The organism is Solirubrobacter soli DSM 22325, assembly GCF_000423665.1.
Classification (GTDB): Bacteria; Actinomycetota; Thermoleophilia; order Solirubrobacterales; family Solirubrobacteraceae; genus Solirubrobacter; species Solirubrobacter soli.
On sequence record NZ_AUIK01000035.1, the window covers coordinates 13,145 to 33,929 of the forward strand.

Below are 20,785 nucleotides of genomic sequence, written 5' to 3' on the forward strand. Positions count from 1 at the left end.
TCCAGCCGAGGCCCGGGGCGAGCGCTCCCGGGCCTCGGTCCTCACAGGCTGCGCGGCGCGCGGGCGTAGAGGCGCAGCGACCAGGCATAGCCGCCGACGGTGATCGCCGCGCACCACGCGAGGGCGGCGATCCAGTCGTTCCCGATCGGGGTGCCGAGCAGCAGGCCGCGGAGGGTCTCGTTGATCGGGGTGAAGGGCTGGTGCTCGGCGAACCAGGCGAGCCCCGCGGGCATCGAGTCGGTCGGGACGAAGCCGCTGCCGAGGAACGGGAGGAGCATCAGGATCATCGGCAGGTTGCTCGCGGTCTCGACGCTCTTGGCGACGAGGCCGAGCGCGACCGCCAGCCAGGTCAGCGCCAGGGTGAGGAACGTGATCAGGCCGGCCGCGGCGAGCCAGTCGAGGGCGGAAGCGTTCGGGCCGAAGCCGATCGCGAGCGAGACGACCAGCACCAGGACGACCGCGATCAGCGTCTGGATCATGTTCGCGATCACGTGGCCGGCGAGCACCGATCCACGCCAGACGGCCATCGTCTTGAAGCGGGCGATGATGCCCTCGGTCATGTCCATCGCGACGCCGATCGGGGTCAGCTGCGCGCCGCCGACGACGGTGAAGAGCAGGATGCCGGGCGTGAGGTAGTCGACGTAGGCGCCGCGGTCGTCGCCGGTGACGCCGGGCAGCCCAGCACCGAGCGTCCCGCCGAAGACGTAGACGAACAGCATCAGGATCACGATCGGGATGCCGGCGACGAACAGCGTCAGGCCGGGGTTGCGACGCATCCGCCGCAGGTTGCGGCGCAGCATCGTGGTGGAGTCGGAGAGGGCGTAGGCGGTCATCGATTCTCGCTCCCGGTGACGGCGAAGAAGACGTCGTCGAGGTTCGGCGTGTGGGTGGGGACCTGCAGCGTCAGCGCGCCCTCGTCGGCGTCCTGGACGTCGAGGAGGCCGCGCGCCGTGGCGAAGCTCGCCGCGTCGGCGAAGCGCAGGGTCACGTGGGTGCGGGGCAGGCGGCGCTTGAGCTCCTCCGGCGTGCCGGAGGCGACGATCTTGCCGTGGTCGAGGACCGCGATGCGGGTCGCGAGCTCGTCGGCCTCGTCGAGGTACTGGGTGGTGAGGAAGATCGTCACGCCGCTGGCGGCGAGCAGGCGGATGACGTCCCACATCGTCCGCCGGCTGCGCGGGTCCAGGCCCGTCGTCGGCTCGTCGAGGAAGATCACGCGCGGGCTGCCGACCAGCGTCATCGCCAGGTCGAGCCGGCGCTTCATGCCGCCCGAGTAGGTCACGGCGGGCTTGTCGGCCGCCTCGACGAGGTCGAACTGCTCGAGCAGCTCCTCCGCCCGCGCCACCCCCTCGGGCCGCCGAAGGTGGTGCAGGTCCGCCATCAGCATCAGGTTCTCGCGACCGGTGAGCAGCCCGTCGATGGCCGAGAACTGGCCGGTGACGCCGATCGCACCGCGCACGCCGTCGGGGTCGGTGCCCACGTCGTGCCCGTCGATACGCACCTCGCCCGCGTCGGCCGCGAGCAGCGTCGAGAGGATCTGCACCGTGGTCGTCTTGCCCGAGCCGTTGGGTCCGAGCAGCGCGAACACGCTGCCCTCCTCGACCGAGAAGCCGATGCCGTCCAGCACCGTCTGCTCGCCGAACGACTTCCGAAGTCCGTCTACAAAGATCATGCCAAGCATGGAGCCACTGTGGCACCACTTTGGCACCGCGTCAAGTGCACACGGCATCACCAGGGTGCCAAGGGGCCGTTCTAGACTCGCCCCCATGAGCACGGAGCCCTCACTTTTCTGGACTGAGCTTGCGGCCGAGCACCAGCGCGACCTCGAGCGCTTCGGGTTCGAGGGCATCAAGCGCCACCAGGCTCTGCGCTACTTCACGTTCCAGTGGGTGTGGACGCTGGCCCCGCGCGATCAGCAGATCCGCTTCCTGATGCGCAACACGAAGCCCGCGACGTGGCTCCGCAGCGCATCGGAGTCGATCGACCTGTCCGATGAAGCCTGGGAAGGGATCCCGTGGCCGAAGCGCAGTCGCTGGCTGTACGTGTGGGTCACGCGGCTCCTGGACGACTACGCCCGCCGCGCCGTGTCCTTCGACATCCGCGCGCTGCAGGAGCCGAAGGCCGGAAATCCGCTCCCGGCGTACCGCAACGGCCGGCTCATCTCGCAGGACGTCTCGAACTCGGCCCTCGAGGTCAACGCGATGATGGAGGCGCTGAACGGGCGCCAGCCGTCCTCGATCCTCGAGATCGGCGCCGGGTACGGGCGGCTCGCGTACGCGCTGCTGACGCTCTTCCCGAATGCGACGTACACGATCATCGACATCCAGCCGACCCGCTCGATCTCGCAGTGGTACCTGTCGCAGCTCTTCGATCCGGAGCGCCTGACGTTCCTGAGCCCGGAGGAGGCGAGCTCGCTCGACCCCGGCTCGTTCGACCTCGGCCTGTCCGTGTCGTCGCTGGGCGAGATGACCGAGGCGCAGATCGACGGCTATCTGCGGCTGCTGGACACCGTGGTCGCGGGCGGCGGGACGGTCTACCTCAAGCAGCTCGAGAGCTGGATCAACGCGGCGGACGGCGTCGACGCCGCGTTCGCGAAGTACGACTTCCCCGCCCGCTGGCAGCGCCGCTACTGGCGCCCGGCGCCGGTCCAGACGATGTTCCAAGAGGCCGCCTGGACCATCCCGGAGTAGTTGTCAGCGGCGTCCTGGGGTCAGACGGACGGCCGGCGTCCTGGCGACGGCCTTCCCCAGTTCGGTGGTCATGGTCAGCGCGATGGCGACGGTCACCCGCTGCCCACGCCGGAGCGACGCGAGCGCGCGCCGGGAGACCTTCAGAAAGAGCGCCGTCGGCCGGCCGGCCGCGAGCGTCGCGGTGGCGGACTTCACGTTGCGGCCGCTGAGCCGGACGCGGCCCGCTTGGTCGCAGGTCGCGGTGATCCGCACGCGGGCGCGCGCGACGCGCACCTTCCGCGACGCCAGCTTGACCGAGCATCTCGGCGCGGTGCCGACGACAACCGGGAACGAGGCGGTGCCGCGGTTCGCGAAGGAGTCGGTGGCCGCGCACGTCACCGTGGTCGTGCCGAGCGCGAACACGCTGCCCGAAGCGGGCGAGCAAGTAGGGGCGACCGGTCCGGCGACCGCGTCGACGGCGCTGGCGCTGTAGGTGACCGAGGCGCCGGCCGACGAGGTCGCCTTCGCCGTGATCTTGCCCGGGACCGTGACCGACGGCGGCGACGTGTCCTTGAGCGCGACGATGTAGTCGGGTCCGGCGGAGACCGCCGTGAACGCGCCGTTCGGCACGGAGACGTCCGTGTACGGCGTGGCCGCCCATCCCCACGACACCAGCGTCCCGTCCTGCCTGAGCGCCGCGACGGTGTTGGCGTTGGTGGCGATGGCCTTGAAGTCATTGCCGGGCGGCACCGGCGTCGAGGCCCAATCGTTATAGGTCCACGCGAGGAGGCCGCCGTCGCGCTTGAGCGCCAGGCCGCGAATCCAACCCGCGGCGACCGCGGTGTAGTCGTGGCCCGGGGCGACGATCGTGTAGTCGGGCGGGTCGGGGAGCCCGACCGTCTTCAGGCCCCAGCCCGCCAGGCTGCCGTCGCGCCTGAGCGCCACGCCGTGGCGAAGCTCGACGGAGACCGCGACGAAGTCGTTGCCGGCGGGCACCTCGGTCATGTTCCAGCCGTTCCAGCCCGTGGCGACGAGGCTGCCGTCGCGCTTGAGCGCCACGATGTTGGCGCCGTTGGTCGCGATCGCGGTGTAGTCGCTGCCCGCCGGGGCGACGGCCATCGGGTTCCCCCAGGTGACGACGCTGCCGTCGCGCTTGAGCGCCACGCTGGTGTCCTCGCCCGCAGCGACGGCGGTGAAGTCGTTGCCGGCCGGCACAGCCGTCGGCGTGAATCCCCAGGCCGCGAGGCTGCCGTCCCGCTTGAGAGCCACGGCGTGCATGCGCCCGGCGGCGACGGCAACGTAGTCGTCGCCCGCCGGCACGGCGCTCATCGCTGAGGGCGTGCCACCCCACGCGACCAGGGTCTCGGCCGACGCAGCCGAAGGAGCGCCGAGCACGCCCAGGGCTACGAGCACGGAAGCGCTGCGCGCACGAACTTGCTTGATCGTTACCAGCATCACCGCGTAAACGCGGAACTCGCCCGTGGTGTTGCGGATATCCGGCAGGATCGCCTGCGGGTGCGCGCCCGGGAGGTGTCGGCCTCCCGGACGCGCAGAGGCGAGCGGTCCTTCGCTCAGCAGGCGACGGGCTTCGTGCCCGAGGCGGTGCAGGTGTTGACGACCGGCGCCTTGCCCTTGCGGACGGCGAGGGACTTGATGGTCGTCAGCGCACCCGAGGCGGAGATCGCGATGTTGATCGTGGTGCCGCCCTTGAGGTTGGCGTGGACCAGCGTCGAGAGGCTCAGCGAGGAGCCCTTGCTGGTCAGCACGGAGCCCGAGCCGCGCAGCTTCTTCGGGCAGCTCCCGCCCTTGCAGGTGACGGTCACGGTCGCGCCCTTCGGGAGGTTCTTGACCTTGAGCTGCACGAGGCGGGTGGTCTTCTTGGAGATCGTGAAACGGAACGCGAGCACGGCGTTGATCGCCTTCGCCGCCGGCGCGGGCGTGGGCGTCCCCGAGGACGGGTTGACCGACGGCTGCGTGGACGGAGCGGTGCCGGGGAAGACGATCGCGTCGAAGGACTTGGTCGCGCTGTTGCCGGACGCGTCCGTGGCGGTGCAGGTCACAGTGGTCGTGCCGAGCGGCAGCGACGAGCCGGAGGCGGGCGCGCAGGACACGACCGGCGCCGGGTCGATCGCGTCGGTCGCGGTCGCGTCATAGGTGACCACGGCGCTGCCGGCGGCGCCGGCGGCCTGCTTGACCACCGCGGACGGGACGGTCAGCGAGGGGGCGTCATTGTCACGCGCGATCGTCACGGACTTGGTGGTGTCGCCGCCGCGCGAGGTCGCCTTGCAGGTGACGGTCTTCGCCTCGCCGGCCGCGACCGTGGTCGTCGGGCAGGGCGGGGAGAGGATCCGGGAGTCGGGGTCGGTGACGGTCCAGGAGACGTCGACAGGACCGACGTACACGCCGCCGGCGACCTGGGTCCCGGTCACGACCGGCGTGACCGTGGGCGGGGTCGAGTCGACCTCCTGCAGCTTGAGCGAGCCGCGGACCGTGGGATCGCTGTCGCCGTTGCTGCCGCTGATCCGGAAGCCGTAGACGTCGCCGGCCTTGACGTCGAACGAGGTCTGGCCCTTGTACGAGAAGCCGCCGGAGGGCGCGGTGCAGCAGTTCACCGGACCCGCGTCGACGATCGACTTGGTCCAGACGTCCGAGCCGCCGCGAGAGACGAACGCGACGAGCTTCACGCGCACGTTGAACCACGAGTGAAAGCCCGAGTAGTCATAGGCCATCGGGACCTGGCGCGCCGTCGCGGCGACGTTCGTGAAGGTCCAAGCGCCGGTGCTGACGACGCTGTAGTCGAACTGCGGGTCGGCGGCCACGCCGTTGGAGACGACCTTGGCCGAGCCCGACCCGGCGCCCGTCCACGGCGCATCCAGCTTCGCCGCATCGGCGGAGCCGGTGAACAACAGGAGGACGATGAGGAGGAGGGGGAGAGAGAGGAGGGTGCGGATCACCATGCGGCGATCCTCTGCCGATGTTCAGCCCATCACCATGTCGTTCGACATGTTCGTATCAAGCCGCACGACCGCGGAGCGCTTGGAGGTCATGCACCTCGAGCGCCCGGCGGCCGGTGGTGATCCAGCCCAGCGACCGCAGCTGACGGAGCGCCTTCGCGGTCGACTCCAGTGAGGAGCCGGTCCACCCCGCGAGGTCCTCCTGCGTGATCGGCAGCGTGATCCGCACGCCGCCGCCTTCGGCGGGATCGCCATGCGTGTCGCACAGTTCGACGAGCCGCGCGGCGACCCGCCCGAGCGTGTCGGCGGCCGCGAACTCCGCCAGGCGGCGGTCCGAGGCGCGGAGCCGGTTGGAGAGCATCGCCAGCATCGCCAGCGCGACGTCCGGGTGTGACGCGAGGTACGTCCGGAACGTCGACGCCGCGATCACCAGCAGCTCGACCGGCTCGATCGCGATCACGTCGGCCGACCGCGGCCGTCGGTCGACGAGCGCCTGCTCTCCCAGCAGCGCGCCGGGACCGCGGAACGTCAGCACCGCGTCGGTCCCGGACGCGGTCGGGACCGTCACCTTCACCCGCCCCGCCACCAGCACGAGCACGCGGTCGGCCTCGTCGCCCCGCGCCAGCAGCACGTCGGGGCGATCGGCCTCCTTGCGATGAGCGATCCGCTCGAGCTCGGCCCGATCCTCGGCGCCCAGCAGTCCGAGGAATTCGTCGGCCGAGCTCACGATCGCGGCAGCGCGGGTGTGATGCTCTGTTCGAAGCGGAAGAACCCGTCGGGGTCGTAGTGGCGCTTGATCCGCAGCAGCTCGTCGAACGCGTCGCCCCAATACTGCTCGCGGTAGTCAGGCAGGTCACGCACCGGGTAGTTCTGGTACATCTCGCCGTTCAGGAACGGCTCGACGACGCCGAAGAACCCGGCCAGCCAACTCAGCGCGGTCTCCTCGTCGCAGTCCGGCCAAGTGGGGTCCCAGAACGAGTCGACGCCGAAGTCGAAGTCGACCTCGCGGTGGATGAACGCAGAATCGCCCTGCGGATAGGACGTCGCGGCCCCGCCGTAGGGCTCCAGGTACATGATGTTGTACGGGTTCGGCGTGGTGGCGAAGTACGTCACGAGCGCCTTCCAGCCTTCCACGCCGACCGGCGTCGCGACGTACCCGCTGCGCTTGGCCTCCATCGTCGTCGGCAGCCCCGGGCCCGGAAGCACGGCCAGACAGGCGTCGTTCAACACGTTGTACGTACCCGACTGATTGCTGAACTGCGGCGACCCGACGTCCAGCAGCGGCCGTAGGGCGCGCAGCCCATCGGCGGGAGTTCCGCTGTAGAGCCCGATCATCAGCAGCCAGGGCTTGGCCACCTGTGTCACCGGATCGGTGAGCGTCGCCATCACGACCAGGTAGCCGACGTCCGCGTTGTCGGCGTTGCGCATGTAGTGGCGCTGGATCGCGTCCAGCGCCGCGGGCGCGTCCTCGAGCGTCCAGCGCAGCTCGAAGGACCACACGGACGCCAGTTCGACGAGCTTGAACGTGAACTCCAGCACGATCCCGAACTGGTTGCCGGTCCCGCCCCGCACCGCCCACCACAGATCGCGGTGGTCGTTGTCCTCGGCGGCCTCGACGATCGAGCCGTCGGCGAGCATGACCGTGACGCCGACGATGTTGTCGGAGCCGATCCCGAAACGCCGCGAAGTGAGCCCGTAGCCGCCGCCCTGCATGAAGCCGGCGACGCCGACGTCCGCGCACGTCCCCCCGGGCACGTGCAGCCCGTATGCGTCCAGCACCTCGTTGAGCAGGCCGAAGTTCGCGCCGGCCCCCACCCGCGCGGTCTTCGCCACCGGGTCGACCGCGATCCCGTTGAGCAGGCTGACGTCGATGATCATCCCGCTGCACGTCGAGAAGTTGGCGAGGCTGTGACGGCCGGAGCGCGGGACCGCCCACAGCGCCTTCTCCCGCGCCAGCTCGATGCACAGGCGAACGTCCTCGTAGACCTCGCAGAAGACGATGATCTGCGGGTACGCCGGCCAGCGCGGCGCGGCGTGCGGGGCGGCCGCGGCCGGGTAGTCGGGCATCCCGGGCAGGACGACCCAGCCGTGCAGCTTGCGGGCGAACGCCTCGACCTCGGCCTGCGTCATCCCCAGCTCGTCGAGCGCGACGGGGTCGAGCTTGGGCAGCGGGTCGGCCGGCCGCTTCGCGCGGTGCTGATGCTTACGAGCGAGCAGGGACATACGGGACGTTCAGCGCGCCTTTCATGTAGAGGCACAGCAGGTCGGGATCCCACCCGCCGAGCCAGAAGTCGATCCGCCAGGGCGCCGTCGTGTCGAGCCCGTCCACGCCCTCGACCGTCGCGTCCCCGACCATGTTGAAGCCGAACCGCTCGACGAAGTTGCGGACGAGCACCCGCCGGTCGCCCGGGTTGGCGGCGGCGAACTCGAGCTCGGCGATCCGCCCTTGGAGGTTGGTCCGCGCCACCGGGTCCTGCTCGTGCGAGAGGTCGCTCTGCAGCGTCGCCAGACGCGCCTTGACGATGCCCAGCGGGTCCCACTCGCCGGTCGCGTCGCCGACCGTCGCCGGCTCGTACTCCATGCCCTGCGCGCCTTGGGCCTCGAGCAGGGTCTGCGAGACCTGCCACAGCGGCTGCGACGGATCCGCGGGGTTCAGCGGCGCGGTCCGCTCCAACGACGCGGCGTCGCTCGCCACCCGCAGGTGGAACGGAACGATCGGCTCGAAGCCCGGCAGCGTCAGCGTCCAGTTGCGGTTCTCGATGATCGGCCCGCCGAGCAGGTCCACCGCCGCGCCGTTCAACGCGGGCACGGACGAACGGACCACCTTCACGCCCAGCTCCGGGCTGTGCGAGCGGATCGACATCCCCTCCCGCTGCTGCAGGTTCAGCACCCGGTCGAAGTCCGGCTCGCCGGCGAACGCGAACGTGTAGCCGCTGACGCCGCGCGGCTCGTCCGAGGGGTCGGGATCGGTGGGCAGGCGCAGCGAGCACCAGCCCTGGAACTCCAGGATGAGACTCACGGCGCGACCTCCGTGCCCATCGCGAGGCCGAAGTCGATCGCGATCCGCGCGAGGTTCTCGTGCATCAGGCTCAATCGCGCCCGCACCTCCTCCGGGTAGCCGTTGTCCTCGGAGAGGTCCTCCGCGGTCTCGGCCAGCGCGTCGAGCTCGCCCTGGATGACGGTCCACGCGGCCTCGCGGTGCGGGAGCAGCGTGATGTTGCGGGTGAAGCGGAACGCCGGGCCGGCGGTGTGGCCGTCGGGCCCGGTCGGCAGCAGGGTCAGCACCTCGCCGAGCGGCCGGATGACCGTGGTCATCATCGGGAAGAACGCCGCCCGCTGCAGCCCAGTCAGCTCGGCCGAGCGCTCGTCGCTGTGCGCGAAGAAGCGCATCAGCAACAGCAGCAGCGCCGCGTAGGCGTCGTCGAAGAACACGCTGACGCGACGCGTCCGCACGTTGGCGATCTGGTGCGGGTCCGGGTGGGCGGTGACGGCGCGGGCGGGATCGAAGCCCGGGTCGCGTTCGCGCTCGGCGCGGAACTCCTCGAGGATCGTCAGCACGCGCGTGAAGTGGCTCTCCATCGTGCTCCCGGGCGAGCCCTCGCCCTCGGTGACGATCTGCTCGACGACCTGCAGCGCCGTCGTGAGCCCGTCGACGGGGACGAGCTCGACGTCGTAGATCCGTGCCGTGTTCGGCAGCGAGATCCCCCGCAGCGGCACGGGGATCACGTCCGTCGTCGCCAGCTCGGCGCCCGGCGGGCCGATGAACAGTTCCTCGCCCAGCTGCGAGAACAGCGCGGCGATCTCGTCGTAGAGGCGGCCGATCGTCTGGTAGCGGCCGACATCCACGTTGGCCCCGAGCGCCGCCTGCTCGGCCGGCGTCAGCTTGTCCGGGATCTCGAAGAGCGCGAAGCGCAGCAAGGTCTCCTCGGTCAGCCGCTCGAGCTTGGACTCGACCTCGAGGTCGTAGTGGCGCGGCGAGAGCGGCATGTTCGGGCGCGTGAGCCAGGGCGCCTCGCCGATCGAGGTGAGCAGGTTGCTGACCAGCCCGAGGTGCTCCATCTCCTGGCGGGCGATCAGCATGATGCTCGCCTCCCAGCGGCGCATCAGCTCGAGCTGCTGCCAGCTCACCCCCTCGGAGACGTGGCGCTTCATCGAGAACGCCGCATACAGGTACTGGCACATCAGCGCGTGCTCGAGCTCTGCCGCCTCGGTCAACAACGCGACGAGGCGGCGCCTGTGGGTGACGTCGATCAACGTGTCGTCCTCTCGTGCAATAGGGCGTTCGCCGCCGCGACGTCGGCGGTGTCGACACCTTCCCCTATCGCACGAGTAACGCGCCGAAGCCGGCCGTCATCCTCACCCAGCTCCGCGAGCGCGATCGCGGCCCGCAGCTCGAACCCGAGATGCCCTCGCGCGGCGGCGAGCTCGGCGGCCTCGCGGACGCGCTCCATGGCGTCCTCGCGCGCTCCACCGGCCGCCAGCTCGGCCAGGCCGAGCACCCGCAACAGCTCCGGCTCGCACCAACGCTCACCGTTCTCCTCGGCCAATCGACGACCTTCGTTGACTGCTTCGATCGCGGTCTCCGGCAGGTCCGAACGCAGACACGCTTCGGCGTATTGGAAGAGCAGCCATGGGAGCAGGAGCTGGGCACCGCCCATGCGCCAGATCTCCAGGCCCCCGCGGATCTCCTCCAGGCCCGCCTCGTGCGCGCCCTGGGCGACCCGCGCCCAGCCGATGTAGACGCGCCCCTGCGCCACCCACTGCGGGAACCCTTCGATCGTCGCCTGCGCCACGCCCGCCTCGGCGAACTCGCGCGAGAGCGCGATCTCCCCCCGCTGCCCGTGGATGATCGCCGCGCCGAGCCGGACCCAGCCCTCGCTGAACGGGTGCGGGAAGCGGTCCAGGTGCTCGAGCCCCTGCTGGATCGAGTCGAGCGCCGCGTCCGGGCGCCCGAGCGCGAACTGCGCGAGCGCCGCCTGCACACGGGTGGTGGCGAACGGGTCCTTGCCGAACGCGAACGCGTGGTGGCGGTGCTGCGCCGGGTCGTAGAGCTCGGCCACGCGGTCGAGGTGCTCCAGCGCCTCCTCGAGGCGCCCGACGTAGACCAGGATGTTGCCCAGCTCGACCTCCGCCTCGAGCTCGAGGCCCGGGTCGCCGGTCGCCCGCGCGAGCTCGAGGTTCGCGCGGCCCATCTCCTCCGCCGCGGCGAACTGCCCGCTGACGATCAGGTAGGAGAGCAGGCCGGAGAGGGCGGGGAACAGCTGCGGGACGTCGCCGACGCGCGAGCCGATCTCCCGCGCCCGCTGGAAGTGCTCCTCGACCTCCGGGTCCGTCCAGCCGCGGGTCGCGGTCAGCGTCACGCCGGCGAGCACGCGCGCGGACAGCTCGAGGCCGTCGCGCTCGGGCCCGTCGGGCAGCCGCCCCGCGAGCGAGATCGCGCGGCCGAGGTGCAGGTCGGCCTCCTGGTAGGAGGAGCCCTGCAGGGCGCGCAGAGCGGCCGCGAGCCGGAAGCCGATCGCTTCGCCGAAGCGCTCCGCCGCCTCCAGATGGCCGGCGAGCACCTCGGGCTGCTCCTCCGCGAGCCTCGGGCGCTGGACGAGCAGGTCGGCGATCTTGCCGTGGAGCTCCTGGTGGCGGGCGCGCAGCAGGCTGTTGCGCGCCGCCTCGCGGATCAGGGCGTGGCGGAAGACGTACGCGTTGTCGCCGCGCTGCTCGACCAGCAGGTCGCCCGCGACGAGCGTGTCCAGCCGCGCGCGCAGCTCGTCCGGGCCGAGCCCGGTGAGGGCGCCGAGGAGGTCGGTGTCGAAGCGGCGGCCGATCGCCGCCGCGGCCTGCGCGACCTCGCGCGCGTCCGGATCGCGGTCCAGCCGCGCCATCAGGCAGCCGTAGAGCGTGGCCGGGACGACGCCCTCGATCCCGCCCTCGCCCGTGGCCACGAGCGTCCGCGTCATCTCCTCGACGAACAGGGGCACGCCGTCGGCCTGCGCGGTGATCTGGTCGACGAGCGCCGGGTCGAGCTGTGCGTCGGTGGCGCTGCGGACGAGCTCGCGCGCGTCCTCCGGGCCGAGCCGCTCGAGTGCGAGCTCGTCCGCGTGCTCGGCGATCTCGCTCTCCGAGGAGCGCGACGTGATGACGAACAGCAGTGGGACGTCCCCGGGCGCGGCGAGCAGGCGGGCGATCAGCTCGCGCGTCGACGGGTCCGCCCAGTGCAGATCCTCGACCACCAGCAGCATCGGGATGCGCAGCGCCTCGGCGGCGATCCACCCGGCGAGCGCGTCGAGCGTCATCGCGCGCCGGCGCTGCGGGCTCAGCGCCTCCGCCTCGCCACCCGGCGTCGCGATGCCGAGCAGGCCGCCGAACAGCTCGACCCGCAGCGGCCCGAGGCCGTCGTGACCGGCCAGGGCCTGCTCGACCGAGCGCCGGCGCTCGGCGGCGTCCCCGGTCAGCGCCCAGTGCTCGTGGAGCGCGTCGACGAGCGGGTGCAGCGGGGTCGCTCCCCCGTACTGGCGGCACTGCAGGTGCAGCGGCTGCAGGTCGGCGGCGAAGCGGTGGACCAGGTGGTGGATCAGCCGCGACTTGCCGATCCCCGCCTCACCGGTGAGCAGGATCGCCGCCCGTTCGCCGGAGCGGGCGCGGTCGGCGGCGGCGCCGAGCACCACGCGCTCGGGGTCGCGGTCGATCAGCGGGACCAGCCGCGCGGCGCGCTCGGCCTCGAAGCGGGCGACGTTGGCGCGGGGCGCGACGACGCGGAAGAGCTCCATCGGCTCCTCGACGCCCTTGAGCTCGTGCGGACCCCGCGACTCGAGGTCGAAGTGCCCGCCGACGAAGTCCTTGATCGCGGCCGTGACCGTGACGTCGTCCGGGGCGGAAACGCTCTCGACGCGGGCGGCGACGTTCGGGGTCTCGCCGAAGGCCTGCCAGCCCGCGATGCCGTCGTCGCCGACGACGACCGTGCCGCAGTGCACGCCGACGCGGGCCTGGATCGTCACGCCGTACTCCGCGGCGATCCGCTGGCGCACCTCGGCGAGGTCGCGCATGATCTCCCAGCCGCAGCGGACGGCGCGCAGCGCGTCGTCCTCCTCCGCGCGCGGGTAGCCGAAGTAGACCATCACGCCGTCGCCCTGCCAGCGGGCGGCGTGGCCGCCGTGGCGCTTGATCGCCGCCTCGACGCTGGCTTGGTAGGAGCGGATGACCTCGCGCAGCTGCTCGGGGTCCAGACGCCGGCTGAGCGGCGTCGAGGCCACGAGATCGCACGCCATGACCGAGACCAGGCGTCGCTCAGGCGCGCCTTCGCGTGGCGCGGCCTGCTCGACGGCGACCAGCATGCGGCCGCCTTCGTCGCGCGCGGCGCCGAGAATCTCGATCAGCTCGTCCTTGAGTGCGTCGAGATCGTCCGTCGACAGGCCGTACTGCCGCGTTATCGCGGCGTACGAGACCCTTCCCCGCCGACTGAGGACCTCGAGCGTGCCGGTGATGGCTTCCTCGAACCGGGACATCGCGAGTAGTGATACACGCTTGTCCCTCCGGGCAACACCGCGGTCACACCCGATCAGCTGCTGGTGGACAGGTACCGGCGGTCGTCAGCCGCCGCCACCCCGAGTGCCCCGACCACCAGCAGCGCAACGGCTCCGCCCGCCAGCGTGGCCGTTCCCCAGTGCGTGCTCTGCTCCTGTGCGGCGGTGTCCCGAGCGCCGCGCTCAGGACGCGCGTCCGCGGTGGCGGGAGCGAGCGAGAACGCCACGCCGCCGATCGCGATGGCGCGGGCCAGCCTGCGGAACAGCCTTTCCTGAGAGCGGTGAATGGTCACGTTCTGGAGTGTCGTTCGATTCCTGTGGTCGGACCATGTCGTTTGACATGTTCGGACCAACGCACCCGCAACCCGTAAAAGGACATGGTGGTTTGCTCGGCCGCGCCGAACCATTGGGGACATGAGCCTCTGTGTCTCCCACTGGCATCAACCGCTGATCGTCCCGCTGGCGACCGGCGTCCTGCAGCTCGGGTCCGCGACGCAGGCCGACGCCCCCTGGTCGGGTGGCGGGACGGGGTCCATCAACATCGCCTCCGACGGGGGTGTCGCGCGTCCGCGCTTCGAGTACCACGTCAATGGCGACGGCGGCATCTGGACCTTCAGCGCGGTCGCGCGCTCGGCGCGCAGGATCGACGTCGAGTGGTGCTACAGCGGCTTCCACGCGTGGTTCAACGTGCGCGTGGAGCTCGAGCGGTTCGTCCGCCGGGGCGACACGGAGATCTTCGCGGAGACGCTGACCGAGCCCGGGCGTCCGGGCTCCTCGGGCGGCTTCGCCTACACCGGTTCATCCACGTTCGACGTCTGGCCGGGGGACACCTACGGCTTCCGGATGTCGGGAAGCGATTTCGGGTCATGAAGCGCTACTGAGCGCCTGGTTGACGTCCACGGCCAGCGTGGACAGCCGTTCTCCCGCCTCGACGTAGGCCGTCTCGGCGCGCTGGGCGCCCTTGGTGTCCTCAACCTCGACCGCGTTCGCCAGCTCGCGCGCGAGCTCGGCGGTCGTCTCGAGCTGGCTCATGTAGGCGGTCATCTCGTCGCGGGCCTCGGCGGGGAGCGTGAGCCGCTGCAGCGTCCCGCGCAGGGTGTCGAACTCGACGGCGGCGCTGCGCATGTCGTTCACGTAGAGGTCGAAGTCGTCGTCGGTCTGGAGCCGGTTGGCGGCGATCCGCTGGTCGAGCACGTTCAGCCGCTGCTGGGTGGTGCCGATCGCGTCGAGCGTGACCTTGTCGTAGTCGGACGTTTCGCTGGTCGCGCAGCCGGCGGCACCGATCGCCGCGGCGATGATCAGGATCGAGATGAGAGCTCGCATGGTGAGGGTCAGGACGACCCCCGAGGACCCCCTATTCCGAGCTGACCCTTAGGTACGACCCCGGTAAAGATTGGGGTCGATACCGGGGTGGTCCCTGATGTCAAAGCACCCGTGCGGGGTGCAGTATGCGGGTCATGCTCTCGATCTCGCGAACCACGTGGATGCGAGGCCCGGTCGTGGCCAGCTGGATGGCCTCCGCCGAGCTCTCGCTCACCCACGACCCGGAGGCGGCACCCGTCATGCGGCTCGCAGGTAGGCGACCACGGCGAGCACCCGGCGGTGGTCCTGATCGGTCGTCGGCAGGTCCAGCTTGGAGAAGATCGCCGTGACGTGGCGCTCGACGGCACGTTCGGACATGAACAGCAGTTGCGAGATGGCCCGGTTGGTCCGGCCCTCGGCCATCATCTGAAGCACCTCGCGCTCGCGGTCGTTGAGCGCGTCGATCGGTCCGCCGTTCCCCGTCGGGCCGAGCATGTGCGAGACCACCTCGGGGTCGAACACCGAGCCTCCGTCGGCGATCTGCCGCACCGCCTCGGTGAACCGCTCGACCTCCGCCACCCGGTCCTTGAGCAGATAGCCGACGCCCCGCGCGCCCTGCTCGAGCAGCGTCGACACGTAGCGCTCCTCGACGTACTGGGAGAGCATCAGGACGCCGATGTCCGGGAACTCGGCACGGATCACCCGCGCCGCCTGCAGGCCCTCGTCGACGTGGGTCGGCGGCATCCGGATGTCCGCGATCACGACGTCCGGCTGCAGCTCGCGCACCTGGCGCAGCAGCTCGTCGGCGTCGGCCGACTCGCCGACGACCTCGATCCCCGCGTCCTCGAGCAGCCGCACCGCCCCGCGGCGCAGCAACACCGAGTCCTCCGCGATCACGACGCGCATGGCAGCTCCGCTCGCAATGTCGTTCCTCCGCCCACCGGGCTGTCGACGCTCAACCGTCCCCCGAGCGCGCTGACGCGGTCGTCGAGCCCGCGCAATCCGCTCCCCTGGCTCGCGTCCGCGCCGCCTTTGCCGTCGTCGCGCACCTCGACGATCACGACGTCACCCAGCTGGGACACGGAGACCGTCGCGCTCTCCGCCTCCGCGTAGCGGGCGACGTTGGTCAGCGCCTCGGCGACCACGAAGTACGCCGTGATCTCGATCTGCGCCGACAGCCGCCGTTCGGGCGCCTGCTCGATCGTGACCGGCAGCGTCGCCCGCTTGGCGAGCCCCCGCAGCGCCGGCTCGAGCCCGCCCTCGGTGAGCACCGCGGGATGCAGGCCGCGCGCGAGCTCTCGCAGCTCGCCCGTCGCCGCGGACAGGTCCTCGATCGCCTCGTCGAGCAGCTCCGCCGCCTCCTCGTCGTCGCCGACCTTGCGGCGAGCGAGCCGCAGCGTCAGCGCGAGGCCCACCAGGTGCTGCTGCGCGCCGTCGTGCAGGTCGCGCTCCAGCCTGCGCCGCGCGGCGTCGGCGGCGGCCACGATCCGCGCCCGCGACGCGCGCAGCTCCGCGTCGGCGCGGTGGCGGTCGGTGATGTCGCGCAGGTATCCCACGAACACCGGGTCGCCGGGCAGGTCGATACGGGTGATCGTCAGCTCGCACGGGAACTCCTCCCCGTCGCGCCGGACCGCGGTGATCTCGATCCGCCGGTCGAGCACCGCGGGATCGCCGCCGGCGAGATACCGCGCGAGCCCGTCGCGATGGCGGTCGCGCAGCGAGGGCGGGACGATCAGCTCCGCCATCTCGACCCCCACCACCTCCTCGGCCGTCCAGCCGAACGTGCGCTCGGCCGCCGGACTCCACTCGAGCACGCACCCGCGATGGTCCATCGCGACCACGCAGTCCAGCGCGGCGAGCAGCAGCGCGCGATAGCGCTCACGGCTGGCGCGGAGTGCGTCGGCGAGGTCGACTTCGGGGAGCGTCATGGGCAGCGGAAGCGCGGCAGCCTAACGGCGCGCCCGCCGCTGCGCCAGTTACGGCAACAACTGTTCGATCGCGGCGCCGGAGAGATCCGACTTGCTCACGAACCCGCGGGCGCCGCTGCGGAGGGCCATCGCGCCGAAGTCGTCGTCCTCGTGGGTGGAGGTGATGACGACGGCGGTGTCGCTCGAGATCTCCTGGGCGACGGCGAAGCCCGTGGTGTCCGGGAGTTGCAGGTCGAGCAGGACGACGTCGGGCTCCAGGCGGCGGGCGGCGTCGACGCCGGAGGCGCCGTCAGCGGCCTCGCCGACGACCTCGAAGCCGTCCGCTTCGAGCATCCGGCGCGCGCGTGAGCGGAACGCCGTGTGATCGTCGACGATCAGGACCGTGGTGGCCATCGATTCCCATTATGTCCCCCCGCCGCCGCGCGCAAGGGAGGGTGGCCCGACCCTCCCCTGTCGGTTTTCCGCCAACTTGCGGTCAGACTCCTGAACGGTTCGCGGCGTGGCCGTTGGCGGCGGCGTTTCCGCCGGCTCCGCCCGCCGCGTGGTCGAGCGTCGAGCTCGTGACCGAGAGCGTCCCGCCGGTGCCGAAGAGCGCGACGCTGGGCCCGCCGGCGCCGCCACCACCGTTGCCGCCCTGGCCGCCCGCGCCCCCCTTGCCGCCGGTGCCGCCGGCGCCGATCTCCGACAGGCACGCCTTCGCGCCCGTGCCGCCCGCACCGCCCGCGCCACCGGGGAAGCCGCCCCAGCCGCCGTCGCCGCCCGCGCCGCCCGCCGACGAAGCCACGGTCGAGTCGACGACCGCCAGACCGAACGAGGAGACGGCGAACACGCCGAACGAGCCGCCGCCCGCGCGGCCGCCGGTGCCGCCGGTCGCGCCGCGACCGCCCTCGCCGCCACCGCCACCGCCGTTCCCGCCGCCGTAGTAGAACGCGTACACGACCTGGCCGCCACCGCCGCCACCGCCGCTACCGCCCTGGCCGTGCGCGCCCGTCTCGCCGTCGCCGCCGTCGCGACCGCGCCACAGGTTCGAGACGATCGCGCCGCCGTTGCCCGGCATGCCCGGCACACCGCTCATCCCGGCCGCGCCGGCCGCGCCGTCCTTTCCGGCTTTGCCCGGATCGTCCGACGCGCCGCCCGCACCGCCGGGCAGACCGCTCCAGCCCGGACTCCCGGCCTTGCCGGGAACGTCGACCATCCCGATGCCGCCACCGCCGCCCGCGCCGCCGAACGCGGGGCCGCCGGCGCCGCCGCCCGGGCCGCCCGCGCCGGCGATGTTCGCGTCGCAGGTACCGCCGGCGCCGTTGCCACCCGGCTGGCCGTTGGCGCCCGCGCTGCCGTTCATGCCGTTCGCGCCCTTGCCGCCCTTGCCGGCGGTGATCGAGACGCGCTCGAGACGCAGCCGCGGCGCCTCGATCGCGATCAGCCCGTAGGACGTCCCGCTCGGCGCGTCGGGCGCCACGATCTTGAGCCGCTGCAGCGTCGTCGGCGTGCCGATCCCCTGCGCGCCCGCACCCGCGGTCCCGCCCGGGATGGTGCCGCCGGTGACCGTGGTGACGGCGGCATCGGTCCGCTGCCAGGTCGAGCCGTCGTAGCCGCCGTAGACGCTGACGCCGTCGCTGATCACGAGCCGCCCGGGGTACTGCCCGCCGGCCACGAGCACGGCGCTCCGCCCGGCCGCGAGCGCGGCGGCGACGCCGGCGTTGATCGAGCGCTTCGGCGCGGTCCGCGTGCCCGCGGCGTCGTCGTCGCCGGCCGGGGAGACGAAGACCGACGTCGCCGCGTCGCCGTCGATGCCGTCGCAGTTGGTGTCGGCCGACGCGAGGTCCGGGAGGTCGATGCCGGCCGCGCAGGCGGTCGGACCGGCGGGCGCCGGCTGCGGGCTCGCGGGGCCGCCGCCCGTGGGCGCGCCGGTCCCGGCCGGGCCGGAGCCGGCCGCCGCGCCGCCGCCGCTTCCCGCCGGGGTCGTCCCCCACGCCACGCCGCCGGCCGACACCACCAGCGAGGCCTTCGCGGCGCGGCAGTTGTTCGTCTCGCGCGCCTCGCGCACCGCGCGGCCGTCGTCGGCGCAGGTCAGCACGCGATACGCGCCGGAGGCGCCAGAGGGCAGCTTCGCCTTCACCGAGACCGTGGCCTTCTTGCCCTTCGCGAGCGCCCGGACGTTGGCGCGGGCGACCGGGACGTCGCCCTTGTCGCGCTTGGCGTCGCGGGAGAGGAACACGCGCGCGACCGACCGGCGAGCACCCGAGCGGCCGCCGTTGGCGACGGTCGCCTTCAGCGCCACGGTCTTGCCCTGCAACGCGCCGGCCGTGACCGCGGAGACGCGCAGATCCGGCCGCGCGGCGGCGTGGGCGGGCGATGCGACGACAAGGGCGAGCGAGGCGACGGTGACGACGCCGGACATGCGGTTCATGAGGCTCCTGCGAGGGTCCGTGGGGCGGTGCCGGGCACTCTCCCAACCGCCGAACGCCCCCTCCAGGCGCTCACCCCGCCGGTCGCTGGCGGAGATCCGCCGATCCCGCTGGAGTTACCTCGTCCCGGACGTCCGGCCGAGCCCGGCCTCGCGCGCCCGCACGATCGCCTCGGAGCGATCGCGGACCTGCAGCTTGGCGAGGATGTTCGAGACGTGGTTGCGCACGGTCTTCGGGCTGAGCACGAGGCGGCGCATGATCTCGGGGTTCGGCAGCCCTTCGGCGATCAGGTCGAGCACCTCGCGCTCGCGGTCGGTCAGCTCGGGGAACGCCTGCGGCGGCTGGTCGGCGCGCGAGCGGGAGAAGAAGTCGATCACGCGGGTGGCGATCGCGGGGCTGAAGATCGCCTCGCCGGAGGCGATCGCCTGGATGGCGCGCGCGAGCTCCTCCTGGCCGGCGCCCTTGAGCACGTAGCCGCGCGCCCCGGCGCGCAGCGCCGCGAACACCGAGTCCTCGTCCTCGAACATCGTCAGCACGAGCACGTGCACGTTCGGCGCCTGGGCCACGATGGCGCGCGTCGCCTCGATCCCGCCGCCCCCGGGCATCTGGAGATCCATCACCGCGACGTCGGGCACGTGCTCGATCGCGAGCGCGACGGCCTCGGCGCCGGTCGCGGCCTCGCCGACGACCTCGACGCCGTCGAGCGACTCCAGCAGCAGCCGGAGCCCGGCGCGGAACGCGGGATGGTCGTCGGCGATGAGCAGGCGCAGACCCGCCATCATCCTCCAAGCGCGAGCGGCAGGCGCGCCGAGATGCGAACGCCGCCGGGCAGCGGCTCGAGCACGCACGTGCCGCCGACCTCGCGGGCGCACGTCCCGATCCCGCCGAGCGCGAGTCCGTCGCCCTCGACGGCGACCTCGAGCGCGTCCTCGACCGACAGCCGGACGGCGCCCTGACGCCGCAGACCACCGATCGCCTCCTGCACGATCCGCAGGGCCGCGACCTCGACCGCCGCGGGCAGGGCGGGAAGCGCATCCGGCGCTTCGACGCTCACCTGCAGATCGCTGCGGCTCACGCGCTGCTCGACGCAGTCGCGGATCGCGCCGAGCAGCCCGAGCTGGTCGAGCGTCGGCGGGCGCAGGCCGGCCGCGAGGCGGCGGATGTCGGCGATCGCGTGCTGGGACTGCTCACGCATCCCCGCGAGCAGCCCGTCGACCGCCGGCGGGTCGCGGTCGAGCAGGTTGCGCGCCGCGTCGAGCGTCAGCGTCATCGCGGCCAGTGAAGGGCCGAGGCAGTCGTGCAGGTCGTGCCGCAGGTGGCGGCGCTCCTCCTCGCGCTCGGCCACGATGCGCTCGCGTGAGCGCAGCGCGTGCTTGGACAGGCCGACCGAGTGGGCGATCAGCGCCACCTGCCGCGCCTGCACCTCAAGACCCCGGCGTTCGCGCCCGGTCAGCGCGCACCCGCCGCGTCCGGCCGCTCGCAGCCGGCCGAGCGGGCGATCGCCGTAGGTGAGCCGGACCGCCGTCGTCGCGTCGGTCGTGCGTCCCCACTCGTAGTGGCTGTCCGCGAGGTCGATGCCGACGTAGGCGAGGCCGAGGCTGCGGCCGACCGCCTCGGCGGCGTCGAACAGGACGCGGTCCGGCTCGCCGGGGATCTCGGAGACCGGCGCCGCGTCACCCACCGCGTCGTCGTCTGGATCGTGCCCGCGCAGGATCAGGGCCACGCAGGCGGCCGCGGCGACGATCAGCGGGGTCACGGCGGGCGACGGGACCGCCGCGAGCGCGAGCACGGCCGCCGCTGGAACCACAACACCGGCATACCGTCCAAGACGGGGTGCTGGACCGGCGATCTGCAGCGTGTGCGACATCGAAGTGCTCCTCTCCGGCCGGGGCTCCCGGGCGCCCGGCGATGACGGTCGCCCCTCGGCCTCGGCTTCGGGGATGCGGACAGAGCGTCTTGTGGGGGGTGTCCCGACGTCAAGGGGCACGTGTCCCGAGTGGTCCAGGCGCCAAT

19 protein-coding genes are annotated in these 20,785 nt (G+C 72.2%); 2 read left to right on the forward strand and 17 right to left on the reverse strand.

All coding sequences use genetic code 11. The annotated features are described in order from the left end of the window. Positions 1-41: 41 nt before the first annotated feature. Positions 42-833, reverse strand: coding sequence for an ABC transporter permease (locus G569_RS0126465; RefSeq protein ID WP_028065674.1), 792 nt, complete (start codon positions 831-833; stop codon positions 42-44). Further along, positions 830-1,678, reverse strand: coding sequence for an ATP-binding cassette domain-containing protein (locus G569_RS0126470; protein ID WP_028065675.1), 849 nt, complete (start codon positions 1,676-1,678; stop codon positions 830-832). The genes G569_RS0126465 and G569_RS0126470 overlap by 4 nt, the downstream gene beginning before the upstream one ends. An 85-nt stretch (positions 1,679-1,763) precedes the next feature. Between G569_RS0126470 and G569_RS0126475 the strand changes: the two genes are divergently transcribed. Beyond that, complete coding sequence (locus G569_RS0126475; RefSeq protein ID WP_028065676.1) at positions 1,764-2,687, forward strand: putative sugar O-methyltransferase; 924 nt, start codon at positions 1,764-1,766, stop codon at positions 2,685-2,687. A 3-nt stretch (positions 2,688-2,690) separates the two neighbouring features. Here the strand turns inward: G569_RS0126475 and G569_RS0126480 are convergent, their stop codons facing one another. The 8 genes from G569_RS0126480 to G569_RS0126515 form a co-directional block, all read right to left on the reverse strand. After that, a complete protein-coding gene (locus tag G569_RS0126480) occupies positions 2,691-4,079 on the reverse strand; it encodes an HYR domain-containing protein (RefSeq protein WP_028065677.1) in 1,389 nt (462 codons plus the stop codon). A gap of 158 nt (positions 4,080-4,237) precedes the next feature. Continuing rightward, positions 4,238-5,623 (reverse strand): HYR domain-containing protein, encoded by a 1,386-nt coding sequence (locus G569_RS0126485; protein WP_028065678.1) that lies wholly within the window; start codon positions 5,621-5,623, stop codon positions 4,238-4,240. A 55-nt stretch (positions 5,624-5,678) separates the two neighbouring features. Further along, positions 5,679-6,347, reverse strand: coding sequence for a Crp/Fnr family transcriptional regulator (locus G569_RS0126490; protein WP_211233086.1), 669 nt, complete (start codon positions 6,345-6,347; stop codon positions 5,679-5,681). Next, positions 6,344-7,843, reverse strand: a complete 1,500-nt coding sequence (locus tag G569_RS51715) for an FAD-binding oxidoreductase (protein ID WP_053227008.1) — start codon at positions 7,841-7,843, stop codon at positions 6,344-6,346. The genes G569_RS0126490 and G569_RS51715 overlap by 4 nt, the downstream gene beginning before the upstream one ends. After that, complete coding sequence (locus G569_RS0126500) at positions 7,824-8,639, reverse strand: hypothetical protein (RefSeq protein WP_028065680.1); 816 nt, start codon at positions 8,637-8,639, stop codon at positions 7,824-7,826. The genes G569_RS51715 and G569_RS0126500 overlap by 20 nt, the downstream gene beginning before the upstream one ends. Next, on the reverse strand, positions 8,636-9,874 hold the full coding sequence (locus G569_RS0126505; protein WP_028065681.1) for a ferritin-like domain-containing protein: 1,239 nt from the start codon (positions 9,872-9,874) through the stop codon (positions 8,636-8,638). The genes G569_RS0126500 and G569_RS0126505 overlap by 4 nt, the downstream gene beginning before the upstream one ends. After that, entirely contained in the window at positions 9,871-13,116 is a 3,246-nt protein-coding gene (locus tag G569_RS0126510) for an adenylate/guanylate cyclase domain-containing protein (protein WP_028065682.1), read from the reverse strand. The genes G569_RS0126505 and G569_RS0126510 overlap by 4 nt, the downstream gene beginning before the upstream one ends. A gap of 53 nt (positions 13,117-13,169) precedes the next feature. Then, positions 13,170-13,427 carry a hypothetical protein gene (locus G569_RS0126515; protein ID WP_028065683.1) on the reverse strand — a complete coding sequence of 86 codons (258 nt, stop codon included), beginning with the start codon at positions 13,425-13,427 and terminating at the stop codon, positions 13,170-13,172. Between the two features lie 121 nt (positions 13,428-13,548). On the opposite strand from G569_RS0126515, the gene G569_RS0126520 reads away from it, so the two are divergent. Continuing rightward, positions 13,549-14,004, forward strand: coding sequence for a hypothetical protein (locus G569_RS0126520; RefSeq protein ID WP_028065684.1), 456 nt, complete (start codon positions 13,549-13,551; stop codon positions 14,002-14,004). On the opposite strand, the gene G569_RS0126525 is transcribed toward G569_RS0126520, so the two are convergent. From G569_RS0126525 to G569_RS0126560, 7 genes are all read right to left on the reverse strand, one after another. After that, entirely contained in the window at positions 13,999-14,457 is a 459-nt protein-coding gene (locus G569_RS0126525) for a hypothetical protein (RefSeq protein ID WP_028065685.1), read from the reverse strand. The two genes, G569_RS0126520 and G569_RS0126525, sit on opposite strands and share 6 nt — an antisense overlap. A 237-nt stretch (positions 14,458-14,694) precedes the next feature. Beyond that, positions 14,695-15,342 carry a response regulator transcription factor gene (locus tag G569_RS0126535; RefSeq protein ID WP_028065686.1) on the reverse strand — a complete coding sequence of 216 codons (648 nt, stop codon included), beginning with the start codon at positions 15,340-15,342 and terminating at the stop codon, positions 14,695-14,697. Then, positions 15,330-16,364, reverse strand: coding sequence for a sensor histidine kinase (locus G569_RS58950; protein ID WP_053227009.1), 1,035 nt, complete (start codon positions 16,362-16,364; stop codon positions 15,330-15,332). Before G569_RS58950 ends, G569_RS0126535 begins: the two co-directional genes overlap by 13 nt. 48 nt (positions 16,365-16,412) lie before the next feature. Then, a complete protein-coding gene (locus G569_RS0126545; protein ID WP_028065687.1) occupies positions 16,413-16,757 on the reverse strand; it encodes a response regulator in 345 nt (114 codons plus the stop codon). Positions 16,758-16,839: 82 nt separating this feature from the next. Continuing rightward, positions 16,840-18,765 (reverse strand): CARDB domain-containing protein, encoded by a 1,926-nt coding sequence (locus G569_RS66085; protein ID WP_169542248.1) that lies wholly within the window; start codon positions 18,763-18,765, stop codon positions 16,840-16,842. 123 nt (positions 18,766-18,888) lie between these two features. Continuing rightward, positions 18,889-19,551: a response regulator gene (locus tag G569_RS0126555; RefSeq protein ID WP_028065688.1), complete on the reverse strand. Its 663-nt coding sequence runs from the start codon at positions 19,549-19,551 to the stop codon at positions 18,889-18,891. Further along, positions 19,551-20,579, reverse strand: coding sequence for a sensor histidine kinase (locus G569_RS0126560; RefSeq protein WP_169542249.1), 1,029 nt, complete (start codon positions 20,577-20,579; stop codon positions 19,551-19,553). The genes G569_RS0126555 and G569_RS0126560 overlap by 1 nt, the downstream gene beginning before the upstream one ends. Positions 20,580-20,785: the final 206 nt, after the last annotated feature.

Bases quoted from the DNA above. Each gene is read 5' to 3' on its own strand.
- G569_RS0126475 (WP_028065676.1), top strand. From the start codon at position 1,764: ATGAGCACGGAGCCCTCACTTTTCTGGACTGAGCTTGCGGCCGAGCAC.
- G569_RS0126470 (WP_028065675.1), bottom strand. From the start codon at position 1,678: ATGCTTGGCATGATCTTTGTAGACGGACTTCGGAAGTCGTTCGGCGAG.
- G569_RS0126510 (WP_028065682.1), bottom strand. From the start codon at position 13,116: ATGTCCCGGTTCGAGGAAGCCATCACCGGCACGCTCGAGGTCCTCAGT.
- G569_RS0126535 (WP_028065686.1), bottom strand. From the start codon at position 15,342: ATGCGCGTCGTGATCGCGGAGGACTCGGTGTTGCTGCGCCGCGGGGCG.
- G569_RS0126555 (WP_028065688.1), bottom strand. From the start codon at position 19,551: ATGGCGGGTCTGCGCCTGCTCATCGCCGACGACCATCCCGCGTTCCGC.
- G569_RS0126485 (WP_028065678.1), bottom strand. From the start codon at position 5,623: ATGGTGATCCGCACCCTCCTCTCTCTCCCCCTCCTCCTCATCGTCCTC.
- G569_RS0126525 (WP_028065685.1), bottom strand. From the start codon at position 14,457: ATGCGAGCTCTCATCTCGATCCTGATCATCGCCGCGGCGATCGGTGCC.
- G569_RS0126545 (WP_028065687.1), bottom strand. From the start codon at position 16,757: ATGGCCACCACGGTCCTGATCGTCGACGATCACACGGCGTTCCGCTCA.
- G569_RS58950 (WP_053227009.1), bottom strand. From the start codon at position 16,364: ATGACGCTCCCCGAAGTCGACCTCGCCGACGCACTCCGCGCCAGCCGT.
- G569_RS51715 (WP_053227008.1), bottom strand. From the start codon at position 7,843: ATGTCCCTGCTCGCTCGTAAGCATCAGCACCGCGCGAAGCGGCCGGCC.
- G569_RS0126520 (WP_028065684.1), top strand. From the start codon at position 13,549: ATGAGCCTCTGTGTCTCCCACTGGCATCAACCGCTGATCGTCCCGCTG.
- G569_RS0126465 (WP_028065674.1), bottom strand. From the start codon at position 833: ATGACCGCCTACGCCCTCTCCGACTCCACCACGATGCTGCGCCGCAAC.
- G569_RS66085 (WP_169542248.1), bottom strand. From the start codon at position 18,765: ATGTCCGGCGTCGTCACCGTCGCCTCGCTCGCCCTTGTCGTCGCATCG.